15 protein-coding genes, 1 tRNA gene and 3 rRNA genes are annotated in these 18,775 nt (G+C 49.4%); 12 read left to right on the top strand and 7 right to left on the bottom strand.

Translation table 11 applies throughout. The features are described 5' to 3' along the window. The first annotated feature begins 153 nt into the window (after positions 1-153). Positions 154-1,296: a DNA cytosine methyltransferase gene (locus D8682_RS12485; RefSeq protein WP_238392845.1), complete on the top strand. Its 1,143-nt coding sequence runs from the start codon at positions 154-156 to the stop codon at positions 1,294-1,296. Between the two features lie 50 nt (positions 1,297-1,346). On the opposite strand, the gene D8682_RS12480 is transcribed toward D8682_RS12485, so the two are convergent. Both D8682_RS12480 and D8682_RS12475 read right to left on the bottom strand, forming a co-directional pair. Next, positions 1,347-2,225 carry an HNH endonuclease gene (locus D8682_RS12480; RefSeq protein ID WP_121814401.1) on the bottom strand — a complete coding sequence of 293 codons (879 nt, stop codon included), beginning with the start codon at positions 2,223-2,225 and terminating at the stop codon, positions 1,347-1,349. Positions 2,226-2,254: 29 nt separating this feature from the next. Next, the gene (locus tag D8682_RS12475; RefSeq protein WP_121814400.1) at positions 2,255-2,497 is read right to left on the bottom strand and encodes a helix-turn-helix transcriptional regulator; all 243 of its coding nucleotides are present in this window, start codon (positions 2,495-2,497) and stop codon (positions 2,255-2,257) included. A gap of 126 nt (positions 2,498-2,623) precedes the next feature. On the opposite strand from D8682_RS12475, the gene D8682_RS12470 reads away from it, so the two are divergent. Beyond that, positions 2,624-2,887, top strand: coding sequence for a helix-turn-helix transcriptional regulator (locus D8682_RS12470; protein WP_121814399.1), 264 nt, complete (start codon positions 2,624-2,626; stop codon positions 2,885-2,887). Positions 2,888-2,984: 97 nt separating this feature from the next. On the opposite strand, the gene D8682_RS12465 is transcribed toward D8682_RS12470, so the two are convergent. After that, positions 2,985-3,287: a helix-turn-helix transcriptional regulator gene (locus tag D8682_RS12465; RefSeq protein ID WP_121814398.1), complete on the bottom strand. Its 303-nt coding sequence runs from the start codon at positions 3,285-3,287 to the stop codon at positions 2,985-2,987. A 1,173-nt stretch (positions 3,288-4,460) separates the two neighbouring features. Between D8682_RS12465 and D8682_RS12460 the strand changes: the two genes are divergently transcribed. The 5 genes from D8682_RS12460 to D8682_RS12440 all read left to right on the top strand — a co-directional run bounded on the left by D8682_RS12460 (position 4,461) and on the right by D8682_RS12440 (position 10,300). Continuing rightward, positions 4,461-6,000, top strand: a 16S ribosomal RNA gene (locus D8682_RS12460). 90 nt (positions 6,001-6,090) lie between these two features. Beyond that, positions 6,091-6,166 (top strand) — tRNA-Glu (locus tag D8682_RS12455). A gap of 219 nt (positions 6,167-6,385) precedes the next feature. Further along, a 23S ribosomal RNA gene (locus tag D8682_RS12450) occupies positions 6,386-9,293 on the top strand. Between the two features lie 111 nt (positions 9,294-9,404). Further along, a 5S ribosomal RNA gene (gene rrf / locus D8682_RS12445) occupies positions 9,405-9,520 on the top strand. Together the 16S, 23S and 5S rRNA genes with 1 tRNA gene alongside form the textbook arrangement of a ribosomal RNA operon. Before the next feature lie 306 nt (positions 9,521-9,826). After that, positions 9,827-10,300, top strand: coding sequence for a VOC family protein (locus D8682_RS12440; protein ID WP_064540307.1), 474 nt, complete (start codon positions 9,827-9,829; stop codon positions 10,298-10,300). A gap of 70 nt (positions 10,301-10,370) precedes the next feature. On the opposite strand, the gene D8682_RS12435 is transcribed toward D8682_RS12440, so the two are convergent. Then, a complete protein-coding gene (locus D8682_RS12435) occupies positions 10,371-10,823 on the bottom strand; it encodes an acyltransferase (RefSeq protein ID WP_064540304.1) in 453 nt (150 codons plus the stop codon). 188 nt (positions 10,824-11,011) lie between these two features. Here D8682_RS12435 and glgS point away from each other — a divergent pair, with 188 nt between their 5' ends. The 5 genes from glgS to tauD all read left to right on the top strand — a co-directional run bounded on the left by glgS (position 11,012) and on the right by tauD (position 14,822). Beyond that, positions 11,012-11,218 carry a cell surface composition regulator GlgS gene (gene glgS / locus D8682_RS12430; RefSeq protein ID WP_121814397.1) on the top strand — a complete coding sequence of 69 codons (207 nt, stop codon included), beginning with the start codon at positions 11,012-11,014 and terminating at the stop codon, positions 11,216-11,218. Between the two features lie 182 nt (positions 11,219-11,400). After that, complete coding sequence (tauA, locus tag D8682_RS12425) at positions 11,401-12,375, top strand: taurine ABC transporter substrate-binding protein (protein ID WP_370090844.1); 975 nt, start codon at positions 11,401-11,403, stop codon at positions 12,373-12,375. A gap of 10 nt (positions 12,376-12,385) precedes the next feature. Further along, complete coding sequence (gene tauB, locus D8682_RS12420) at positions 12,386-13,153, top strand: taurine ABC transporter ATP-binding subunit (protein ID WP_121814395.1); 768 nt, start codon at positions 12,386-12,388, stop codon at positions 13,151-13,153. Beyond that, positions 13,150-13,977, top strand: coding sequence for a taurine ABC transporter permease TauC (gene tauC, locus D8682_RS12415; protein ID WP_121814394.1), 828 nt, complete (start codon positions 13,150-13,152; stop codon positions 13,975-13,977). Before tauB ends, tauC begins: the two co-directional genes overlap by 4 nt. Continuing rightward, positions 13,974-14,822 carry a taurine dioxygenase gene (gene tauD, locus D8682_RS12410; protein ID WP_121814393.1) on the top strand — a complete coding sequence of 283 codons (849 nt, stop codon included), beginning with the start codon at positions 13,974-13,976 and terminating at the stop codon, positions 14,820-14,822. Before tauC ends, tauD begins: the two co-directional genes overlap by 4 nt. Before the next feature lie 59 nt (positions 14,823-14,881). On the opposite strand, the gene nepI is transcribed toward tauD, so the two are convergent. The 3 genes from nepI to betA form a co-directional block, all read right to left on the bottom strand. Next, entirely contained in the window at positions 14,882-16,066 is a 1,185-nt protein-coding gene (gene nepI, locus D8682_RS12405) for a purine ribonucleoside efflux pump NepI (RefSeq protein WP_121814392.1), read from the bottom strand. 92 nt (positions 16,067-16,158) lie between these two features. Beyond that, entirely contained in the window at positions 16,159-16,881 is a 723-nt protein-coding gene (locus tag D8682_RS12400) for a DUF2461 domain-containing protein (RefSeq protein ID WP_121814391.1), read from the bottom strand. Between the two features lie 205 nt (positions 16,882-17,086). Then, positions 17,087-18,775 carry a choline dehydrogenase gene (gene betA, locus D8682_RS12395; protein ID WP_121814390.1) on the bottom strand — a complete coding sequence of 563 codons (1,689 nt, stop codon included), beginning with the start codon at positions 18,773-18,775 and terminating at the stop codon, positions 17,087-17,089.

The raw sequence follows: 18,775 nt of genomic DNA, 5'->3' as shown, positions 1-18,775 counted from the left end.
AGGTTGAGGATTAAATTAGGTTTAAGTACCAGTAATTTTGCCTCTTTGTTAGGTATGAATGCTTCTGGTGAGAGAACAGTAAGGGGATGGGAATCCGGAGAACATATTCCATCCGACACTAAATGGCGCGAGTTACTACTACTGGAAGAACAAATGAATTCAACTATTGCTGATGCTCCATTCAAACAGAAAACTCTCGAAGCATGCGATTTCACTTTTATAGATCTCTTTGCTGGAATTGGAGGAATACGCCTTCCTTTTCAAAAGCTTGGTGGGCATTGTGTTTTTACTTCCGAATGGGATAAGTTTGCACAGAAAACATACTTTGCAAATTTTGGTGAAATGCCGCATGGTGACATCACTAAAATCTCGGCCTCAGAGATACCAGAACACGATATCCTTTTAGGGGGATTTCCATGTCAGGCATTTTCTCAGGCAGGATTGAAACAAGGTTTTAGTGATACCAGGGGAACTATGTTTTTTGAAATTCAGCGTATTTTAGCTGAAAAAAGACCAAAAGCATTTCTCTTAGAAAATGTAAAACAATTACAAGGTCACGACAAAGGTAATACACTAAAAAGCATCCTTGATATACTCAGGGGGGAGAATAAACAAGAAATACCCTCTGAGATACCGATGAGTTTAGAAGCTCGCAATGCATTGTCTAAGCAATTGAATTATTGGGTCGATTATCGAGTTTTAAGAGCTGCTGATTTCGGTATTCCTCAAAATCGAGAGCGGATTTTCATTATTGGATTTGATAAAGACTATTTTAAAGATGTAGATTTTAGCTCCCTATTCAAATGGCCTGTAGCACCAAAATCTAAGACTCGATTAGGGAGTATTTTACATAACCAAGATGAGTTACAGAAAATTTTACATTCAATAAATAAAGATGCTTATACTATTTCTGATAAGTTGTGGGTAGGACATCAGAAAAGAAAAGAAGAACACAAAAATAAAGGTAACGGATTTGGTTATTCTCTTTTTAATGAGAATAGTGAATATACAAATACGATAAGTGCTCGTTACTATAAAGATGGTTCGGAGATTCTAATAGACCAAAGCTTACTAGGTAAAAATCCAAGAAAGCTAACGCCGAGAGAATGTGCTCGATTGCAAGGTTTTCCTGAAAGCTATATTGTTGACTCGGTCTCGCATGGCCAGATTTATAAGCAATTTGGTAATTCTGTGTGTGTGAAGGTAATCGATGCAGTTGCTGAGCAACTAATATCTACTTTAAAAAATGCAGAAGATAAATTAAGCAGAAATGCAGAAAAGCGTCAAATGGCTTAAGGTTTATTATTAGCCAGCATGTTCGCCTAGATGCTGGCTACTTACTATTATTAGCTGGTAGTGCCATATAACATGCACAGAACATCAAAATTAATGCCCATTTTATCCATTACATTCTTCCGTTTATCAAAAAGCTGTCTTAAAAGTATTCTTTTCATATTGCTTTGATCATAATGAATTTTTCGATGATAGTTAGGGCACAGTGAACATATGTTATCAATATGGTCTATATTAAATTTAAAATAATGCTGGCTTCCTAATGGAATAATATGATGAGCCTCCATGAATGGAGCATTAGTCAAAGGTGATATAAATGTTTGATGTTGATGATTAACCTCACATCTATAACTTGCTCTTTCTATTGCATCTTTAGCTAAGCTAACATCTCGTTCATATCTAAACATTCTTCTTTCATTAGGGATTTTTGCTTGTGCTAAAAAAATAGCTTGCTGATAAAAAATATCTTCTTCATTCTCGTTTTTTATAATAAATATTACATCACTGTGATTTGTAAATTTAACCCATGCCTCTTGTGAAACAAAACCAATTATAGGGTTGGATAGGTTTCTTGCTGTATAAATTATAAATATATCATTGTGATTGCCTGTAAAATTAATACTGGCATTCATATATAATCTTAATTCATTGCCACTGCTTTTGGGATGCACAATAAGAATTTCTTTTTCAGCATGGCTGGTTATGTCATCATTAATTATTGTATTAAAAATTTTTCTGTCATCAGAATTATTAGATATGTGATTACCTCGTCGTATAAAGGAGTCAGGCTGGTATCGAGATGTTAACACTCTCTTTTCTTCTATATCGAGGGTTATACATTTATCCTCATTGGCTTCTCGTTCAGTCACTATAGAAAAAGCACCTGCTTCAGCATTTAAGAATCTTAGTTGTTCTTCCGTCATTCTGGGCATTTATTCTCTCCTTAACTGAGCAATCGCTTTTATTTAAACCAATCCATAACAACCTCAGCCAAATCATCTTCGACCGTATAAAAGTAACAGGCCGGAATCTTTAGCACTTCTGCCAACTTACAAGCCAACGCAAATTCGGGCGTATGAATCCCACGCTCATATTGATTCATTCGTGCGCTGGCGGTGGCTTCATCAATACCCGCAAGAATCCCTAAACGTTGCTGGGATAAACCAGCTTTAAGACGCGCTTCTTTTAAACGGTGCGGGAGCATGATGATCCTGAAAGTTTGGAAACAGAATCACGATTTTGGTAGCTGCTAGTTGAAAATGTACTAAGTAATACTTAGTATTTATGGCGATAAGTTGAACTGTTGACCTAAAACAAAGGAGTGAATTAGATGGAAAGAATCGACATGCATCCGGCTGATATTATTGCAAAATTGAAGAAACAAAAATTATCGCTGGCTGCTTTATCTCGCCAAGCAGGTTTAAGTTCTTCTACGCTGGCAAATGCACTCTCTCGTCCGTGGCCGAAAGGGGAGTTTTTAATAGCTGTTGCGTTAGGGATTCCCCCTTCGGAAATTTGGCCCAGCCGTTACTTCGATAAACAGGGAAATGTCATAGATAGAAAAAGGATGATGAGAGCTAGCCGGATTTCTTAGAGGTAAATTTGGACTTCATAGAATTATGATTACTATCAGGGCTTCGCTAGATAACATATTGGAAATTCTATCCAGCGAAGTTCAGTGAAACTTCTGGTTAATCAATGAAGAGTGGGTTTTCTTTGGTTTTCGCCCCTTTCAATCGTGATGTCGCATTTTTCATTAAAATCGCTCGATCAAACGGCTCCCCATCCTCCCCAAAATACCTCTCCGGCCAAATTTCACTCGGATGTACCCCAAGCGCCTCAGCAATCAAAAACTCCCCTTTAGGCCAGGGGCGCGTTAAAGCGTTCGCTAGTGTAGATGAACTCAAACCAGCCGCTCGCGAAAGTGCTGCCAGCGACGTACCTTTCTTTCGTAAACCAGCGATGATATCTGCCTGATGCCAACCATTAGTCATGATTCCCTCCGTTCTTACACCAATAACGATTCTTGTTAAGTAGATGGGTAATTTAGAGGGACAGTAAAACGCTGGATACTACGGAGTTCGTAGTCGCTCCTGAATGGAACTAAAGAATCAAGAAAAGCCAATCCTTCCGCAACACCCAAGCCTGGCTCCCCGCGTAAATCCCCGAGCTTAACGATTTCCTTCTTTATTACGCGCCAGGCACCCATCACGCAGTTCACGAACAGGTCGACAAAGACATCATCGTGCAGCGTACATTTATATAGCTAAACCGGTTCGCATACGTTTTACATGTTTGCGGTGTTTAAGCGGATAACACAACTGCGAATCGACGCAGGCCGAAAGCAGGTAGTACCGAAAGCCCGAAGTGTACTTATAAAGGAACGATGCGTGCGGGGTTCATCGTGGCTCGGCTGTAACAACTGTTCACTTGCGAGAAGCCGGATACATTCACGCACGATGCTGCCGCCATCAAAAGCTTTGCTCTCCATGTCGCCAAACTTCTTACACCTTCCTATATATAAAAGGAAGAACAGGAAATGGCATGTTTAAGGCAGAACTCGTGGTTAGGAACGTTAACCTCGGCTTCGCGGAGGTTATAAATGAACGGTGAGGCAGAAAAATGCGTCTTCATGGGGCGTTTCTGGTGTTGCTGATGACGTTATTACTGACTTTGAGGTGAGTTTATCAAGGGGAGTCGATTCGTTTTGTGGATAACTTTGTGTGTAACTGCGTATAAAGCGGGGTTTTGCTGGGGATTGCAGCAGTCAGTAAAATTACTGCATATTTAGGCTTGCAGCCTCAGCAGAACTCCCTATAATGCGCCTCCATCGACACGGAACATGTGAACAACATCACAGAGTAACGGCGGCGATGAGAGTCAAATATCCTGAAATTAAGGGTTGACTCTGAAAGAGGAAAGCGTAATATACGCCACCTCGAGTTAGCAAGCGAAAGCGCGTAACTCACTGCTCTTTAACAATTTATCAGACAATCTGTGTGGGCACTCGCAGGATTGATATCTCAGATACCTTCGGGTATCAAAAAAATATCAAGTCTTGAAGAGTGACCAAGCAGTAATTCATTTAGTTGACTTGTTTAACTAAAGAAGTACTACGAAAGTTAATTTTTGAGCACCGCTTCACGAGTTGAAGCAAATCAAGCTTTTAATTGAAGAGTTTGATCATGGCTCAGATTGAACGCTGGCGGCAGGCCTAACACATGCAAGTCGAGCGGTAGCACAGGGAGCTTGCTCCTGGGTGACGAGCGGCGGACGGGTGAGTAATGTCTGGGAAACTGCCTGATGGAGGGGGATAACTACTGGAAACGGTAGCTAATACCGCATAACGTCTTCGGACCAAAGAGGGGGACCTTCGGGCCTCTTGCCATCAGATGTGCCCAGATGGGATTAGCTAGTAGGTGAGGTAATGGCTCACCTAGGCGACGATCCCTAGCTGGTCTGAGAGGATGACCAGCCACACTGGAACTGAGACACGGTCCAGACTCCTACGGGAGGCAGCAGTGGGGAATATTGCACAATGGGCGCAAGCCTGATGCAGCCATGCCGCGTGTATGAAGAAGGCCTTCGGGTTGTAAAGTACTTTCAGCGAGGAGGAAGGCGTTAAGGTTAATAACCTTGGCGATTGACGTTACTCGCAGAAGAAGCACCGGCTAACTCCGTGCCAGCAGCCGCGGTAATACGGAGGGTGCAAGCGTTAATCGGAATTACTGGGCGTAAAGCGCACGCAGGCGGTCTGTCAAGTCGGATGTGAAATCCCCGGGCTCAACCTGGGAACTGCATTCGAAACTGGCAGGCTAGAGTCTTGTAGAGGGGGGTAGAATTCCAGGTGTAGCGGTGAAATGCGTAGAGATCTGGAGGAATACCGGTGGCGAAGGCGGCCCCCTGGACAAAGACTGACGCTCAGGTGCGAAAGCGTGGGGAGCAAACAGGATTAGATACCCTGGTAGTCCACGCCGTAAACGATGTCGACTTGGAGGTTGTTCCCTTGAGGAGTGGCTTCCGGAGCTAACGCGTTAAGTCGACCGCCTGGGGAGTACGGCCGCAAGGTTAAAACTCAAATGAATTGACGGGGGCCCGCACAAGCGGTGGAGCATGTGGTTTAATTCGATGCAACGCGAAGAACCTTACCTACTCTTGACATCCACAGAATTCGGCAGAGATGCCTTAGTGCCTTCGGGAACTGTGAGACAGGTGCTGCATGGCTGTCGTCAGCTCGTGTTGTGAAATGTTGGGTTAAGTCCCGCAACGAGCGCAACCCTTATCCTTTGTTGCCAGCGGTTCGGCCGGGAACTCAAAGGAGACTGCCAGTGATAAACTGGAGGAAGGTGGGGATGACGTCAAGTCATCATGGCCCTTACGAGTAGGGCTACACACGTGCTACAATGGCGCATACAAAGAGAAGCGACCTCGCGAGAGCAAGCGGACCTCATAAAGTGCGTCGTAGTCCGGATCGGAGTCTGCAACTCGACTCCGTGAAGTCGGAATCGCTAGTAATCGTAGATCAGAATGCTACGGTGAATACGTTCCCGGGCCTTGTACACACCGCCCGTCACACCATGGGAGTGGGTTGCAAAAGAAGTAGGTAGCTTAACCTTCGGGAGGGCGCTTACCACTTTGTGATTCATGACTGGGGTGAAGTCGTAACAAGGTAACCGTAGGGGAACCTGCGGTTGGATCACCTCCTTACCTAATAGATACGAACTTGCGTAGTGCTCACACAGATTGTCTGATGAAAGTAAATGAGCAAAAAGCGATATCCTGCAAAGGATTATTCGTGTCCCCATCGTCTAGAGGCCCAGGACACTGCCCTTTCACGGCTGTAACAGGGGTTCGAATCCCCTTGGGGACGCCATCTCCGATAATGTGTGAAAGACATTATCACCGAATATCTCAAAACTAACTCAGTGAGTTATGTTTGAGATATTGCTCTTTAAAAATCCGGAACAAGCTGAAAATTGAAACGACATGTCGTCTCATTCCTCCGTAATAAGGAATGGGAATACGATATGTTCGAGTCTCTCAAATTTTCACAACATACGATTGTGTCTTACGAGACATCTTCGGGTTGTGAGGTTAAGCGACTAAGCGTACACGGTGGATGCCCTGGCAGTCAGAGGCGATGAAGGACGTGCTAATCTGCGATAAGCGTCGGTAAGGTGATATGAACCGTTATAACCGACGATTTCCGAATGGGGAAACCCAGTGCAATTCGTTGCACTATCGTTAAGTGAATACATAGCTTAACGAAGCGAACCGGGGGAACTGAAACATCTAAGTACCCCGAGGAAAAGAAATCAACCGAGATTCCCCCAGTAGCGGCGAGCGAACGGGGAGCAGCCCAGAGTCTGAATCAGTTTGTGTATTAGTGGAAGCGTCTGGAAAGTCGCAGGGTACAGGGTGATACTCCCGTACACAAAAATGCACATACTGTGAACTCGAAGAGTAGGGCGGGACACGTGGTATCCTGTCTGAATATGGGGGGACCATCCTCCAAGGCTAAATACTCCTGACTGACCGATAGTGAACCAGTACCGTGAGGGAAAGGCGAAAAGAACCCCGGCGAGGGGAGTGAAACAGAACCTGAAACCGTGTACGTACAAGCAGTGGGAGCCTCTTTTATGGGGTGACTGCGTACCTTTTGTATAATGGGTCAGCGACTTATATTCTGTAGCAAGGTTAACCGTATAGGGGAGCCGCAGGGAAACCGAGTCTTAACTGGGCGTTAAGTTGCAGGGTATAGACCCGAAACCCGGTGATCTAGCCATGGGCAGGTTGAAGGTTGGGTAACACTAACTGGAGGACCGAACCGACTAATGTTGAAAAATTAGCGGATGACTTGTGGCTGGGGGTGAAAGGCCAATCAAACCGGGAGATAGCTGGTTCTCCCCGAAAGCTATTTAGGTAGCGCCTCGTGAACTCATCTTCGGGGGTAGAGCACTGTTTCGGCTAGGGGGCCATCCCGGCTTACCAACCCGATGCAAACTCCGAATACCGAAGAATGTTATCACGGGAGACACACGGCGGGTGCTAACGTCCGTCGTGAAGAGGGAAACAACCCAGACCGCCAGCTAAGGTCCCAAAGTCATGGTTAAGTGGGAAACGATGTGGGAAGGCACAGACAGCCAGGATGTTGGCTTAGAAGCAGCCATCATTTAAAGAAAGCGTAATAGCTCACTGGTCGAGTCGGCCTGCGCGGAAGATGTAACGGGGCTAAACCATGCACCGAAGCTGCGGCAGCGACGCTTATGCGTTGTTGGGTAGGGGAGCGTTCTGTAAGCCGTTGAAGCTGGACTGTGAGGTCTGGTGGAGGTATCAGAAGTGCGAATGCTGACATAAGTAACGATAAAGCGGGTGAAAAACCCGCTCGCCGGAAGACCAAGGGTTCCTGTCCAACGTTAATCGGGGCAGGGTGAGTCGACCCCTAAGGCGAGGCCGAAAGGCGTAGTCGATGGGAAACAGGTTAATATTCCTGTACTCGGTGTTACTGCGAAGGGGGACGGAGAGGGCTATGTTAGCCGGGCGACGGTTGTCCCGGTTTAAGCATGTAGGCGGAGAGTTTAGGTAAATCCGGACTCTTATCTAACGCTGAGGTGTGATGACGAGGTACTACGGTGCTGAAGTAACAAATGCCGCACTTCCAGGAAAAGCCTCTAAGCATCAGGTAACATCAAATCGTACCCCAAACCGACACAGGTGGTCAGGTAGAGAATACCAAGGCGCTTGAGAGAACTCGGGTGAAGGAACTAGGCAAAATGGTGCCGTAACTTCGGGAGAAGGCACGCTGTCGGTAGGTGAAGTCCCTTGCGGATGGAGCTGAAGGCAGTCGAAGATACCAGCTGGCTGCAACTGTTTATTAAAAACACAGCACTGTGCAAACACGAAAGTGGACGTATACGGTGTGACGCCTGCCCGGTGCCGGAAGGTTAATTGATGGGGTTAAGCGCAAGCTGAAGCTCTTGATCGAAGCCCCGGTAAACGGCGGCCGTAACTATAACGGTCCTAAGGTAGCGAAATTCCTTGTCGGGTAAGTTCCGACCTGCACGAATGGCGTAATGATGGCCAGGCTGTCTCCACCCGAGACTCAGTGAAATTGAAATCGCTGTGAAGATGCAGTGTACCCGCGGCAAGACGGAAAGACCCCGTGAACCTTTACTATAGCTTGACACTGAACACTGGTCCTTGATGTGTAGGATAGGTGGGAGGCTTTGAAGCGAGGACGCCAGTTCTTGTGGAGCCAACCTTGAAATACCACCCTTTAATGGCTGGTGTTCTAACGTAGACCCGTAATCCGGGTTGCGGACAGTGTCTGGTGGGTAGTTTGACTGGGGCGGTCTCCTCCTAAAGCGTAACGGAGGAGCACGAAGGTTAGCTAATCACGGTCGGACATCGTGAGGTTAGTGCAAAGGCATAAGCTAGCTTGACTGCGAGAGTGACGGCTCGAGCAGGTGCGAAAGCAGGTCTTAGTGATCCGGTGGTTCTGAATGGAAGGGCCATCGCTCAACGGATAAAAGGTACTCCGGGGATAACAGGCTGATACCGCCCAAGAGTTCATATCGACGGCGGTGTTTGGCACCTCGATGTCGGCTCATCACATCCTGGGGCTGAAGTAGGTCCCAAGGGTATGGCTGTTCGCCATTTAAAGTGGTACGCGAGCTGGGTTTAGAACGTCGTGAGACAGTTCGGTCCCTATCTGCCGTGGGCGCTGGAGAATTGAGGGGGGCTGCTCCTAGTACGAGAGGACCGGAGTGGACGCATCACTGGTGTTCGGGTTGTCATGCCAATGGCATTGCCCGGTAGCTAAATGCGGAAAAGATAAGCGCTGAAAGCATCTAAGCGCGAAACTTGCCCCGAGATGAGTTCTCCCTGACCCTTTAAGGGTCCTGAAGGAACGTTGAAGACTACGACGTTGATAGGCTGGGTGTGTAAGCGTAGCGATACGTTGAGCTAACCAGTACTAATGATCCGTGAGGCTTAACCTTACAACACCGAAGGTGTTTTGGTTGAGAGACTAAGCATTTTGATTTTCAGCTTGAACCGAGATTAAGTTGATGGTTGTGTGAATAACGCAACGGTTAACAAAACAGAATATGCCTGGCGGCACTAGCGCGGTGGTCCCACCTGACCCCATGCCGAACTCAGAAGTGAAACGCCGTAGCGCCGATGGTAGTGTGGGGTCTCCCCATGCGAGAGTAGGGAACTGCCAGGCTCCAACTAAACAAACAAGCCTCATGCGAAAGCATGGGGCTTTTTTGTGCCTGATAAGTGGACAACATTGTCGGGAACAATGTTGCACGTCGCTCGCGACGGCCCCGGAGGGGTGAGTATCAGGATGATACGAATACAAGCCCTGTACTGACGTACAGGGCTTTTTGCTGTCTGCGATTTATGCAATTTCCTCGTTATTTAAGCGATACAGACCACAGAAAAAGCCTCTTACACCCACAAAAAACCGATTCGGTACATACTTATGGTTGAAAAACCACCAAAGGCGCAATGCCAGGCAGGCTAACTTATGGCTAAGAATACTATCTGTATTTGGTACGATCATGATGCGGAAGATGCTGCTCGTTTCTATGCTGCGACCTTTCCAGACAGTAGCGTAGGTGCCGTCATCCCAGCGCCTGGCGACTATCCGGATGGCAAAGCTGGTGACACAATAGTTGTTGAGTTTGTCGTTGCAGGTGTGTCATGTATCGGCCTCAATGGCGGACCACATTTCAAACATAGTGAAGCCTTCTCCTTTCAGATATCCACCGAAGATCAGGCCGAAACGGACCGCTACTGGAATGCTATAGTCGGTAACGGCGGCCAGGAAAGCGAATGCGGTTGGTGCAAAGATAAATGGGGTGTTAGCTGGCAAATTACCCCGCGGGTACTAACCGAAGCCCTCGCCATGGGTGGGGATATCGCCAGCCGTGCATTTGGGGCGATGATGTCGATGAAGAAAATAGACGTTGCAGCTATCGAAGCGGCGATACGTGGTTGACGAACGGAACACACTGGACCTGAAGCCAGTGCGTTCCCATTCATCATAAAACGGCAAAGCCCTTGTGGCTCTAAATCTCTCGCAACAATCGAGCTGGGTTCCCTGCATAAATCCCCGGCTTAACAATATCCTTCGTCACCACACTTCCGGCACCGATCACCGCACCGCTACAGATATGTTCAGTCAGGATCGTACTACCGCTGCCGATAATCACATTATTGCCCAGCTGAATACTGACCCAGCTTTCAGGATCTGGGTTGAGCCTTCCGGAGCGGAAAAGGTCGTTGGCGAACGTTACGTTATGACCGATGAAGCAGTTTTTGCCCGTTATCACTTTCTCGCAAAGGAATGAATGTGACTGGATGCGTGTGCCCGCACCAATAATACAGTGCCTTTGAATCTCGACAAAAGGGCCGACAAATACACCATCGTGCAGGGTACATTCGTAGAGATTTGCCGGTTCGCATACTGTGACATCATCGCTGGCTGTCACATCTCTGATGCTGCTTTTTAATATTTTCATTCTTTCTCCGAGCTGCTGAAAGGTCGTATCAATTTGTCCGTTTTGTGAGCAGCTTCAAGCCTTCGAGTGTTATTCCTTTTTCTGGTAAAAGTACGCACATTTAGCTCAATAAACATTCAAAAACTGGCGAATACTGAGACCAGATAAAGCATATGGCCTTTCACCAGAAATGAGCTAACCAGAGGAATATGCTGATGAAAAGAGACCTACAGGCAGTAAACAATTTCGATTTTCTGGCACGTAGTTTTGCTCGTATGTATGCACTTGGGCAAGTGGTTGATATTCAGGCTGTAACCGGCAACATGAGCACCGATCAGCAGGCCTGGTTTCGGAAGCGTTACGAGCAATATTGCCAGCAAGCGACTCGGGCTCGCGAGCTTGAGTTGGAACATTAATCCCAGCGGGCCATCGGGCCCGTTTCTTTTTCAGAACGCGTTTTACTCCATTCCCACTTCCCAACTATCCTTCCCCAAAATTAATCTAAAAATATAAAAGCATTAGCGATAATTTTTAATTCTTTTATCTAATCCTCGCCATTGGAAATACTGCTCCTAACCCCGATACAGGAGCACTCATCATGGTAACAAAACGACATTCTCTCTGGCTGGCCGCTCTGGCCCTTATTGCAGCACCGGCATTCGCAGTGGATGTCACCGTCGCGTACCAAACATCTGCTGAACCCGCCAAAGTCGCGCAGGCCGATAACGCTTTCGCCAAAGATAGTGGCGCAAAAGTGGAATGGCGCAAGTTCGATAGTGGCGCGAGTGTAGTACGTGCGCTGGCGTCTGGCGATGTGCAGATTGGCAATATCGGCTCAAGCCCGCTTGCGGTGGCCGCCAGCCAAAAAGTGCCAATCGAAGTGTTCCTGCTGGCCTCGCAACTGGGTAACTCTGAAGCGCTGGTCGTGAAGAAGAGCATCACCAGCCCGAAAGATCTGATTGGCAAACGCATTGCCGTGCCGTTTATCTCCACTACACATTACAGCCTGCTTGCGGCTCTGAAACACTGGGGTATCAAACCGGGTCAGGTTGAAGTCCTTAACCTTCAGCCTCCGGCGATTATTGCCGCCTGGCAGCGCGGTGATATCGACGGGGCTTATGTTTGGGCACCAGCGGTCAACGAGCTGGAAAAAGAGGGCACCGTGCTGACCGATTCCGCGCAAGTGGGTAAATGGGGCGCACCAACGCTGGATGTCTGGGTGGTGCGTAAAGACTTTGCTAAGGCCCATCCTGAAGTTGTTGAAGCCTTTGCCAAAAGCGCTCTCGCCGCGCAGAAAAGTTATATCGATAATCCCGATGAATGGCTGAAACAGCCAGATAACCTCAGCAAACTTTCGCGTCTGAGCGGTGTGCCCGAAAGCGATGTTCCGGTGCTGGTTAAAGGCAATACCTATCTCACTGCCAGCCAGCAAACTGAGCAACTCAGCGGCCCGGTAAACAAGGCGATTGTCGACACCGCTCAGTTCCTCAAAGCGCAGGGCAAAGTCCCGGCGGTAGAGACGGATTACAGCCAGTTTGTCACCGACCGCTTCGTGAAAACACTGGCGCAGTAAGGAGTTAGCCATGTTACAGGTTTCGCATTTAAGCGCAGATTTCGATGGTAAAACCGTTCTCAACGATATCAATCTGACCGTGGATGAAGGTGAGTTACTGGTGGTTCTCGGCCCATCCGGCTGCGGGAAAACTACGCTGCTGAACCTGATAGCTGGCTTTGTTCCTTATCACTCCGGCAGCATCACGCTTGCGGGTAAGCAGGTTACCGGACCAGGCGCTGAGCGCGGTGTGGTGTTTCAGCATGAAGGTCTGCTGCCGTGGCGAACCGTGCTGGATAACGTCGCGTTCGGCCTGCAACTTGCCGGGCAACCAAAGCCAGAGCGTGAGGAAATCGCGATCGATATGCTGCGCAAAGTCGGGCTGGAAGATAAGGCGAAGCGCGCCATCTGGCAGCTCTCCGGCGGGCAGCGCCAGCGTGTGGGAATTGCTCGCGCACTAGCCACGCGTCCGCAACTGTTACTGCTCGATGAACCTTTTGGCGCGCTGGATGCATTTACTCGCGAGCAAATGCAAACCCTGCTGTTAAAACAATGGCACGAAAGTCGTCGCCAGGTGTTGTTGATTACGCATGACATTGAAGAAGCCGTGTTCCTGGCAACCGAACTCGTGTTGCTTTCACCAGGACCGGGGCGCGTGTTGGAGCGTTTACCGCTCGATTTTGGCCGCAGGTTTGCTGAAGGTGAACCGTGCCGAAACATCAAATCCGACCCGGAATTTATCGCTAAGCGCGAGTACGTGCTGAGCCGGGTGTTTGAACAACGCGAGGGTTTTTTATGAGCATCGTTATTCAGGATAAAGCCCGTCGCAAACGGCTGGCGGTGCGCTGGCCATTCTCGCGCCAGATAACGCTCAGCCTCACAACGGTGACGGCAATCATTTTGCTGTGGTGGTGGGTGGCGGCACAGCTTTGGATAAGCCCGCTATTTTTGCCACCGCCAGGCCAGGTATTGATGAAGCTGATTAGCATCGCCGGGCCACAAGGATTTATGGATGCCACACTTTGGCAGCATCTCGCCGCCAGCCTGTTACGCATTCTCACGGCACTTTTGGCTGCGGTGCTGATTGGCATTCCGGTCGGTATTGCTATGGGGCTTAGCCCAACGGTGCGCGGCATTCTCGATCCGTTGATTGAGCTGTATCGCCCGGTGCCGCCGCTGGCTTATTTACCACTGATGGTGATTTGGTTCGGCATCGGTGAAACCTCAAAGATCTTGCTGATTTATCTGGCGATATTCGCTCCTGTTGCGATGTCGACGATGGCTGGCGTACGCGGTGCGAAACAGGTGCGCATTCGTGCTGCCGAGGCTTTGGGGGCATCACGCCTTCAGGTGGTATGGCATGTGATTTTACCCGGTGCGCTGCCGGAAATCCTCACCGGCTTTCGTATCGGGCTTGGCGTTGGCTGGTCAACGCTGGTTGCCGCGGAGCTTATCGCCGCCACGCGTGGATTAGGTTTTATGGTGCAGTCAGCCGGTGAGTTTTTGGCAACCGACGTGGTGCTGGCGGGGATCGGCGTGATTGCAGTTATTGCATTTTGTTTAGAGCTGGGTTTACGCGCCTTGCAGCGCCGCTTAACCCCATGGCATGGAGAAGGGCAATGAGTGAAAAAGTGAATGTTGTGCCGTTGGGGCCGTACATTGGTGCGCAGGTCAGTGGCGTAACTCTAAGCCGGGGTTTGACCGATAACCAGTTTGAGCAGCTTTATCACGCACTGATCCGCCATCAGGTGTTGTTCCTGCGCGACCAGCCGATTACTCCTGCACAACAGCGAGCGCTGGCGCAGCGGTTTGGCGACCTGCATATCCACCCGGTTTACCCGCATGCGGAAGGGGTGGAAGAGATTATTGTGCTGGATACGCATAACGATAATCCGCCGGATAACGACAACTGGCACACCGACGTGACCTTTATTGAAACGCCGCCTGCCGGGGCGATTCTGGCGGCAAAGCTTATTCCTGAAACGGGTGGCGACACCTTGTGGACCAGCGGTATTGCGGCGTACGAGGCGCTTTCAGAACCGTTTAAGCGTTTATTGTCTGGACTGCGGGCAGAGCATGACTTCAGGAAGTCATTCCCGGAATATAAACATTTGAGCAGCGAAGAGGAACATCAGCGCTGGCGCGAAGCGGTCGTTAAAAATCCCCCGTTGCTGCATCCGGTGATTCGCACCCATCCGGTCAGCGGCAAGCAGGTATTGTTTGTTAATGAGGGGTTTACGACGCGAATTGTCGATATCTCGCAAAAAGAAAGCGATGCACTGCTCGCATTCCTGTTCGCGCATATTACAAAACCGGAGTTCCAGGTGCGCTGGCGTTGGCAGGAAAACGACATTGCTCTCTGGGATAACCGCGTCACACAGCATTATGCTAACGCGGATTATCTGCCAGCGCGGCGCATTATGCACCGTGCGACGGTTCTGGGAGACAAACCTTTCTGGCGGGGTTAATGGGTTGCAGTGATTTGTCGGCTTGTAGGTCGGATAAGCGCTAGCGCCATCCGACACAACTACTTCACCCGCACTTTTGCCGCTACCAATAGCGCAGTCAGTAGCATCAAACTGCCAGACAACACCAGCGGCGAGAATATGCCGAGGTTATCAAGCGCGAGCCCACCAATTGCTGCACCGCAGGTGTTTGCCAACTGGATCACGGCGACCTGAATAGATCCCGCTTTTTCAGCTTGATCCGCCAGCGAGCGGGTGATCCACGTTGACCAGCCGACCGGAATAAGCGCGAAGGCAAAGCCCCAAATTATGGCAACGACAGAAGCGACAATCTTATCCGATCCCCACAACACCAGTGTTAAGGCGCTAAGCGCCAGTATCAGCGGTGCGCAGGTCAGCGCCAGCTTGAGCGAGCGCTTCAGGAAAACGGCAGAAAGCGAAGTCCCGACAAAACTGGCGATCCCGAAGCTCAGTAGCACCAGTGTCAGGCCGTCGACGTCGAATCCGGCTAGCGTCATATAAACCGGGCGAATATAAGTGAAGAAGGCAAACTGCCCGGCGAAGGCGGTAAAAATCGCAGCCATCCCAGCCAAAACGCCAGGGCGTTTAAGCAGGACAAACATGTTTTGCTTGTGCTGGGTTGATTCACCCGGTAGCGATGGTAGCGCTTTCCACACCCAAATAATGCACACCACGCCCATCAGCGCCGCGCCATTAAAGACGTTGCGCCAGCCAATAATCCCACCTAAAAAACTGCCTAACGGCGCGGCAATCACTAGTGCGATAGACACTGCGCCAAAGATAACCGACAACGCTTTTGGCACCGTTCGAGCCGGGACCAGGCGCATGGTTAATGAAGCGGACATCGCCCAGAAACCACCCAGCGCAACGCCCAGACAGGCTCGGCCCATCAGCAGCATCGTAAAGTTGCTCGCAAAGGAAACCAGCAGGCAGGAGATAGTAAGCAGAATGGCAAACAGGAACACTACGTAGCGGCGATCGGTTGAGCGGATAATACTGGTCACAAACAGGCTTGCGAACATGGCGACGAAGGCAGTAACGGTAACGGACTGCCCCGCGACACCTTCAGAAATGCCTAATTCCTGCGCCATCGGCGTCAGCAAACTGACCGGTAAAAACTCTACGGTGATCAGGCATGCGACGCAGAATGCCACGGCAAATACCGCCGACCAATTAGGCCGCGCGACGACCCTCGGTTCGATGGTTCCTTCAATATGCTCACTCATTTCGTCACCTGGCGTCGTTACTGCGATAAAGCCGCGTAGTGTAACACCATTAGTGTGACGAACTTAACATTTTGGCAACTTGATCGAGGGTTCTAGAAATCGAGCTCAAGTGCGAAACAGAGGTAGGCCATCAATGGTGCGCAATGCTGAAACTGTTCGGCACAAAAGCTGATGGCACCAGGCTTACACAACTCTTCGAAATCGATATTTTTGACGGCGATAAAATCTTTGCGCTTCAATTCTGTTAGCAGGGGATGCGTCTTATCAAAACCCTTTGGCGGGCGACTTAAGCTATCGCCATCCATTATAAACCCCTGGTTTTGCAAGGTCTGCAACGCCTTCCGATAAGCATTTGGATTTTCATCTATACACATGCGAATGGCATTCAGGGCTTTAGATTCTGGGTGCCAAATCCCGGCCGCAATAAAACAACCTTCCGGGGCAATATGAACATAGAGCCCAGGAGCATGGACATCTTTCCCCTGGAAATGACGAAATTGAATGCCGACATTGGTTTTATAAGGCGTTTTGTCTTTGCTAAAACGACTGTCGCGCTGAGGGCGCATCAGACTACCCCCCACTTTTTTCGGCACGGCGGTCAGTTTGGACGATATGGCCAGAATGCCAGGCTGCATCTGTTCGATAAAACGTAGAGCAGGGCTTCTGACGTTATTTTCGTATTCATCCTGATGGTCTTTAAACCAATCGCGTGAATTGTTTTGTGCGAGCTTATTCAGGAATTGCAGGCTTTCTGGGCTAAACGGTGCTTTTGACGATACCGGAGCGCTTGGGGTTTTAGGTGTTTGAGTCGCCATTATCGATGAACCCTTATAAATACTTATAGAGCGGGCGCCGGCGGTAGTGATCTTAACGGAATATGAGACAAATCATCGACGCCAGCCAAGAGGTTGTTAAAGAGGGTAGCAAGTCTGTCAGCTTAGGGCGAGGCCACCAGCCGTTTATTGGGCTGGTGGGTTTAATCAAAGCACTGGAAACCGAACATTATCTAAACTGGATGAGCTAGACGGTGACTTTGCGGCGGGGCTCGCTGGTGCGTTGCTGCGTTTGCCACTTGTCTGCCAGACCGACCTGAGCATTGGACGGCGCAAGCATCGAATGACCACGAATCAGATCAGCCGCGCGCTCTGCCAGCATGATAGTCGGCGCATTCAGGTTGCCGTTAGGTTCTGTTGGGAATACGGATGAATCAATTACGCGTAGCCCTTGTAGGCCGTGCACGCGCAATTCAGAATCGACGACAGCCAAATCGTCCTCACCCATCCGGCAAGAACCACATGGATGCATTGTACTTTCCATGTTGGCACGCACAAAAGCATCAATTTCTTCGTCAGTTTTCACGTTCGGGCCGGGGGCAAGTTCCACGCCACGAAATTTGTCCATGGCAGGCTGACCGATAATCTCGCGTGTCAGGCGCACGCAACGGCGAAAACCTTCACGGTCCTCTTCCCGCTCCAAATAGTTAAAACGGATTTCAGGATGTTCATACGGATCGGCAGATCGCACCCGTACATAACCACGACTTTTCGGCTTATTTGGCCCTGTCAGTACCATGAAACCGTGTCCCTTGAACGGCTTGTCACCGTCGTAACGCATCGCCGCGGGTAAAAAATGGAACTGGATATCTGGCCAGCGCAATCCTTTCTCTGAGCGGATGAAACCACCCGCCTCAAAATGGTTGCTCGCACCCAGACCATCTTTGAAGAGTAACCAGCGCAACCCAATCAGTGCCTTAGGGATCAACCCCATTTTGCTGTTAAGAGAAACGGGTTCCTTACATTCAAATTGAATGTAAATCTCAGAGTGATCTTGCAAGTTTTCCCCAACACCGGGTAGGTCGTGTTTCACTTCAATACCGGCTTGACGCAATACTTCGGCTGGGCCGATGCCTGAACGCTGCAAGAGATGGGGGGAACCGATCGGACCTGAAGAAACCAACACCTCACGGGTGCAGCGCACGGTGTGTATTTCCCCGCCGTGTTCATATTCGACGCCCACCACACGCTTACCTTCCAGTACTAGTTTACGCGTCATTGCATTGGTGATGACGGTCAGGTTGGGCCGTTCCATGGCAGGACGTAAATAGGCATTAGCGGTGGACCATCGCACACCATTCTTGACCGTCATATGCATTGCGCCAAAGCCTTCCTGCATGTAACCGTTGGTATCGTCGGTCTTTATGTAGCCCGCCTGTGTACCAGCCTCTACCCAGGCCCCATAAAGGGGGTTTTGCATATTGTTGCCGTTGTTAGTGCTGAGCGGGCCTTCTGAACCGCGGTAGTCGTCGCCACCAAACTTGAAATTCTCTGCTTTGCGAAAATAGGGCAGGCAGTTGCGATAACCCCAATTTTTGGCACCTGACGACTCCCATTCATCAAAGTCGCACGCATGGCCACGGATGTAGACCAGGCCATTGATGGACGACGAACCGCCAAGCACTTTTCCACGTGGGCAGTGCAGGCGACGCCCATCCAGATGTGGCTCGGGTTCCGTTTCGTAGTGCCAGTTATATTTTTTAGTGTTCATCGGTATTGAGAACGCGCTGGGCATCTGGATGATAATGCTTTTATCGCTGCCGCCGAACTCAATCACCAGCACACTTACACTTGAATCTTCGGTCAGACGATTTGCCAGCACGCAACCCGCTGATCCGGCACCCACGATGATATAGTCAAATTGTTTGGTAGACAT

The organism is Buttiauxella sp. 3AFRM03, from assembly GCF_003675305.1.
In the GTDB taxonomy this organism is placed as follows: Bacteria; Pseudomonadota; Gammaproteobacteria; order Enterobacterales; family Enterobacteriaceae; genus Buttiauxella; species Buttiauxella ferragutiae.
The sequence above is the reverse complement of the archived record's forward strand: the minus strand, read 5'-3'. Positions and strand labels throughout refer to the sequence as shown.

What these genes read in the sequence shown, in the direction of transcription:
- D8682_RS12485 (WP_238392845.1), top strand. Translation starts at nt 154, where the DNA reads ATGAATTCAACTATTGCTGATGCTCCATTCAAACAGAAAACTCTCGAA.
- D8682_RS12480 (WP_121814401.1), bottom strand. Translation starts at nt 2,225, where the DNA reads ATGCCCAGAATGACGGAAGAACAACTAAGATTCTTAAATGCTGAAGCA.
- D8682_RS12475 (WP_121814400.1), bottom strand. Translation starts at nt 2,497, where the DNA reads ATGCTCCCGCACCGTTTAAAAGAAGCGCGTCTTAAAGCTGGTTTATCC.
- D8682_RS12470 (WP_121814399.1), top strand. Translation starts at nt 2,624, where the DNA reads ATGGAAAGAATCGACATGCATCCGGCTGATATTATTGCAAAATTGAAG.
- D8682_RS12465 (WP_121814398.1), bottom strand. Translation starts at nt 3,287, where the DNA reads ATGACTAATGGTTGGCATCAGGCAGATATCATCGCTGGTTTACGAAAG.
- D8682_RS12440 (WP_064540307.1), top strand. Translation starts at nt 9,827, where the DNA reads ATGGCTAAGAATACTATCTGTATTTGGTACGATCATGATGCGGAAGAT.
- D8682_RS12435 (WP_064540304.1), bottom strand. Translation starts at nt 10,823, where the DNA reads ATGAAAATATTAAAAAGCAGCATCAGAGATGTGACAGCCAGCGATGAT.
- glgS (WP_121814397.1), top strand. Translation starts at nt 11,012, where the DNA reads ATGCTGATGAAAAGAGACCTACAGGCAGTAAACAATTTCGATTTTCTG.
- tauA (WP_370090844.1), top strand. Translation starts at nt 11,401, where the DNA reads ATGGTAACAAAACGACATTCTCTCTGGCTGGCCGCTCTGGCCCTTATT.
- tauB (WP_121814395.1), top strand. Translation starts at nt 12,386, where the DNA reads ATGTTACAGGTTTCGCATTTAAGCGCAGATTTCGATGGTAAAACCGTT.
- tauC (WP_121814394.1), top strand. Translation starts at nt 13,150, where the DNA reads ATGAGCATCGTTATTCAGGATAAAGCCCGTCGCAAACGGCTGGCGGTG.
- tauD (WP_121814393.1), top strand. Translation starts at nt 13,974, where the DNA reads ATGAGTGAAAAAGTGAATGTTGTGCCGTTGGGGCCGTACATTGGTGCG.
- nepI (WP_121814392.1), bottom strand. Translation starts at nt 16,066, where the DNA reads ATGAGTGAGCATATTGAAGGAACCATCGAACCGAGGGTCGTCGCGCGG.
- D8682_RS12400 (WP_121814391.1), bottom strand. Translation starts at nt 16,881, where the DNA reads ATGGCGACTCAAACACCTAAAACCCCAAGCGCTCCGGTATCGTCAAAA.
- betA (WP_121814390.1), bottom strand. Translation starts at nt 18,775, where the DNA reads ATGTCTACCAAACAATTTGACTATATCATCGTGGGTGCCGGATCAGCG.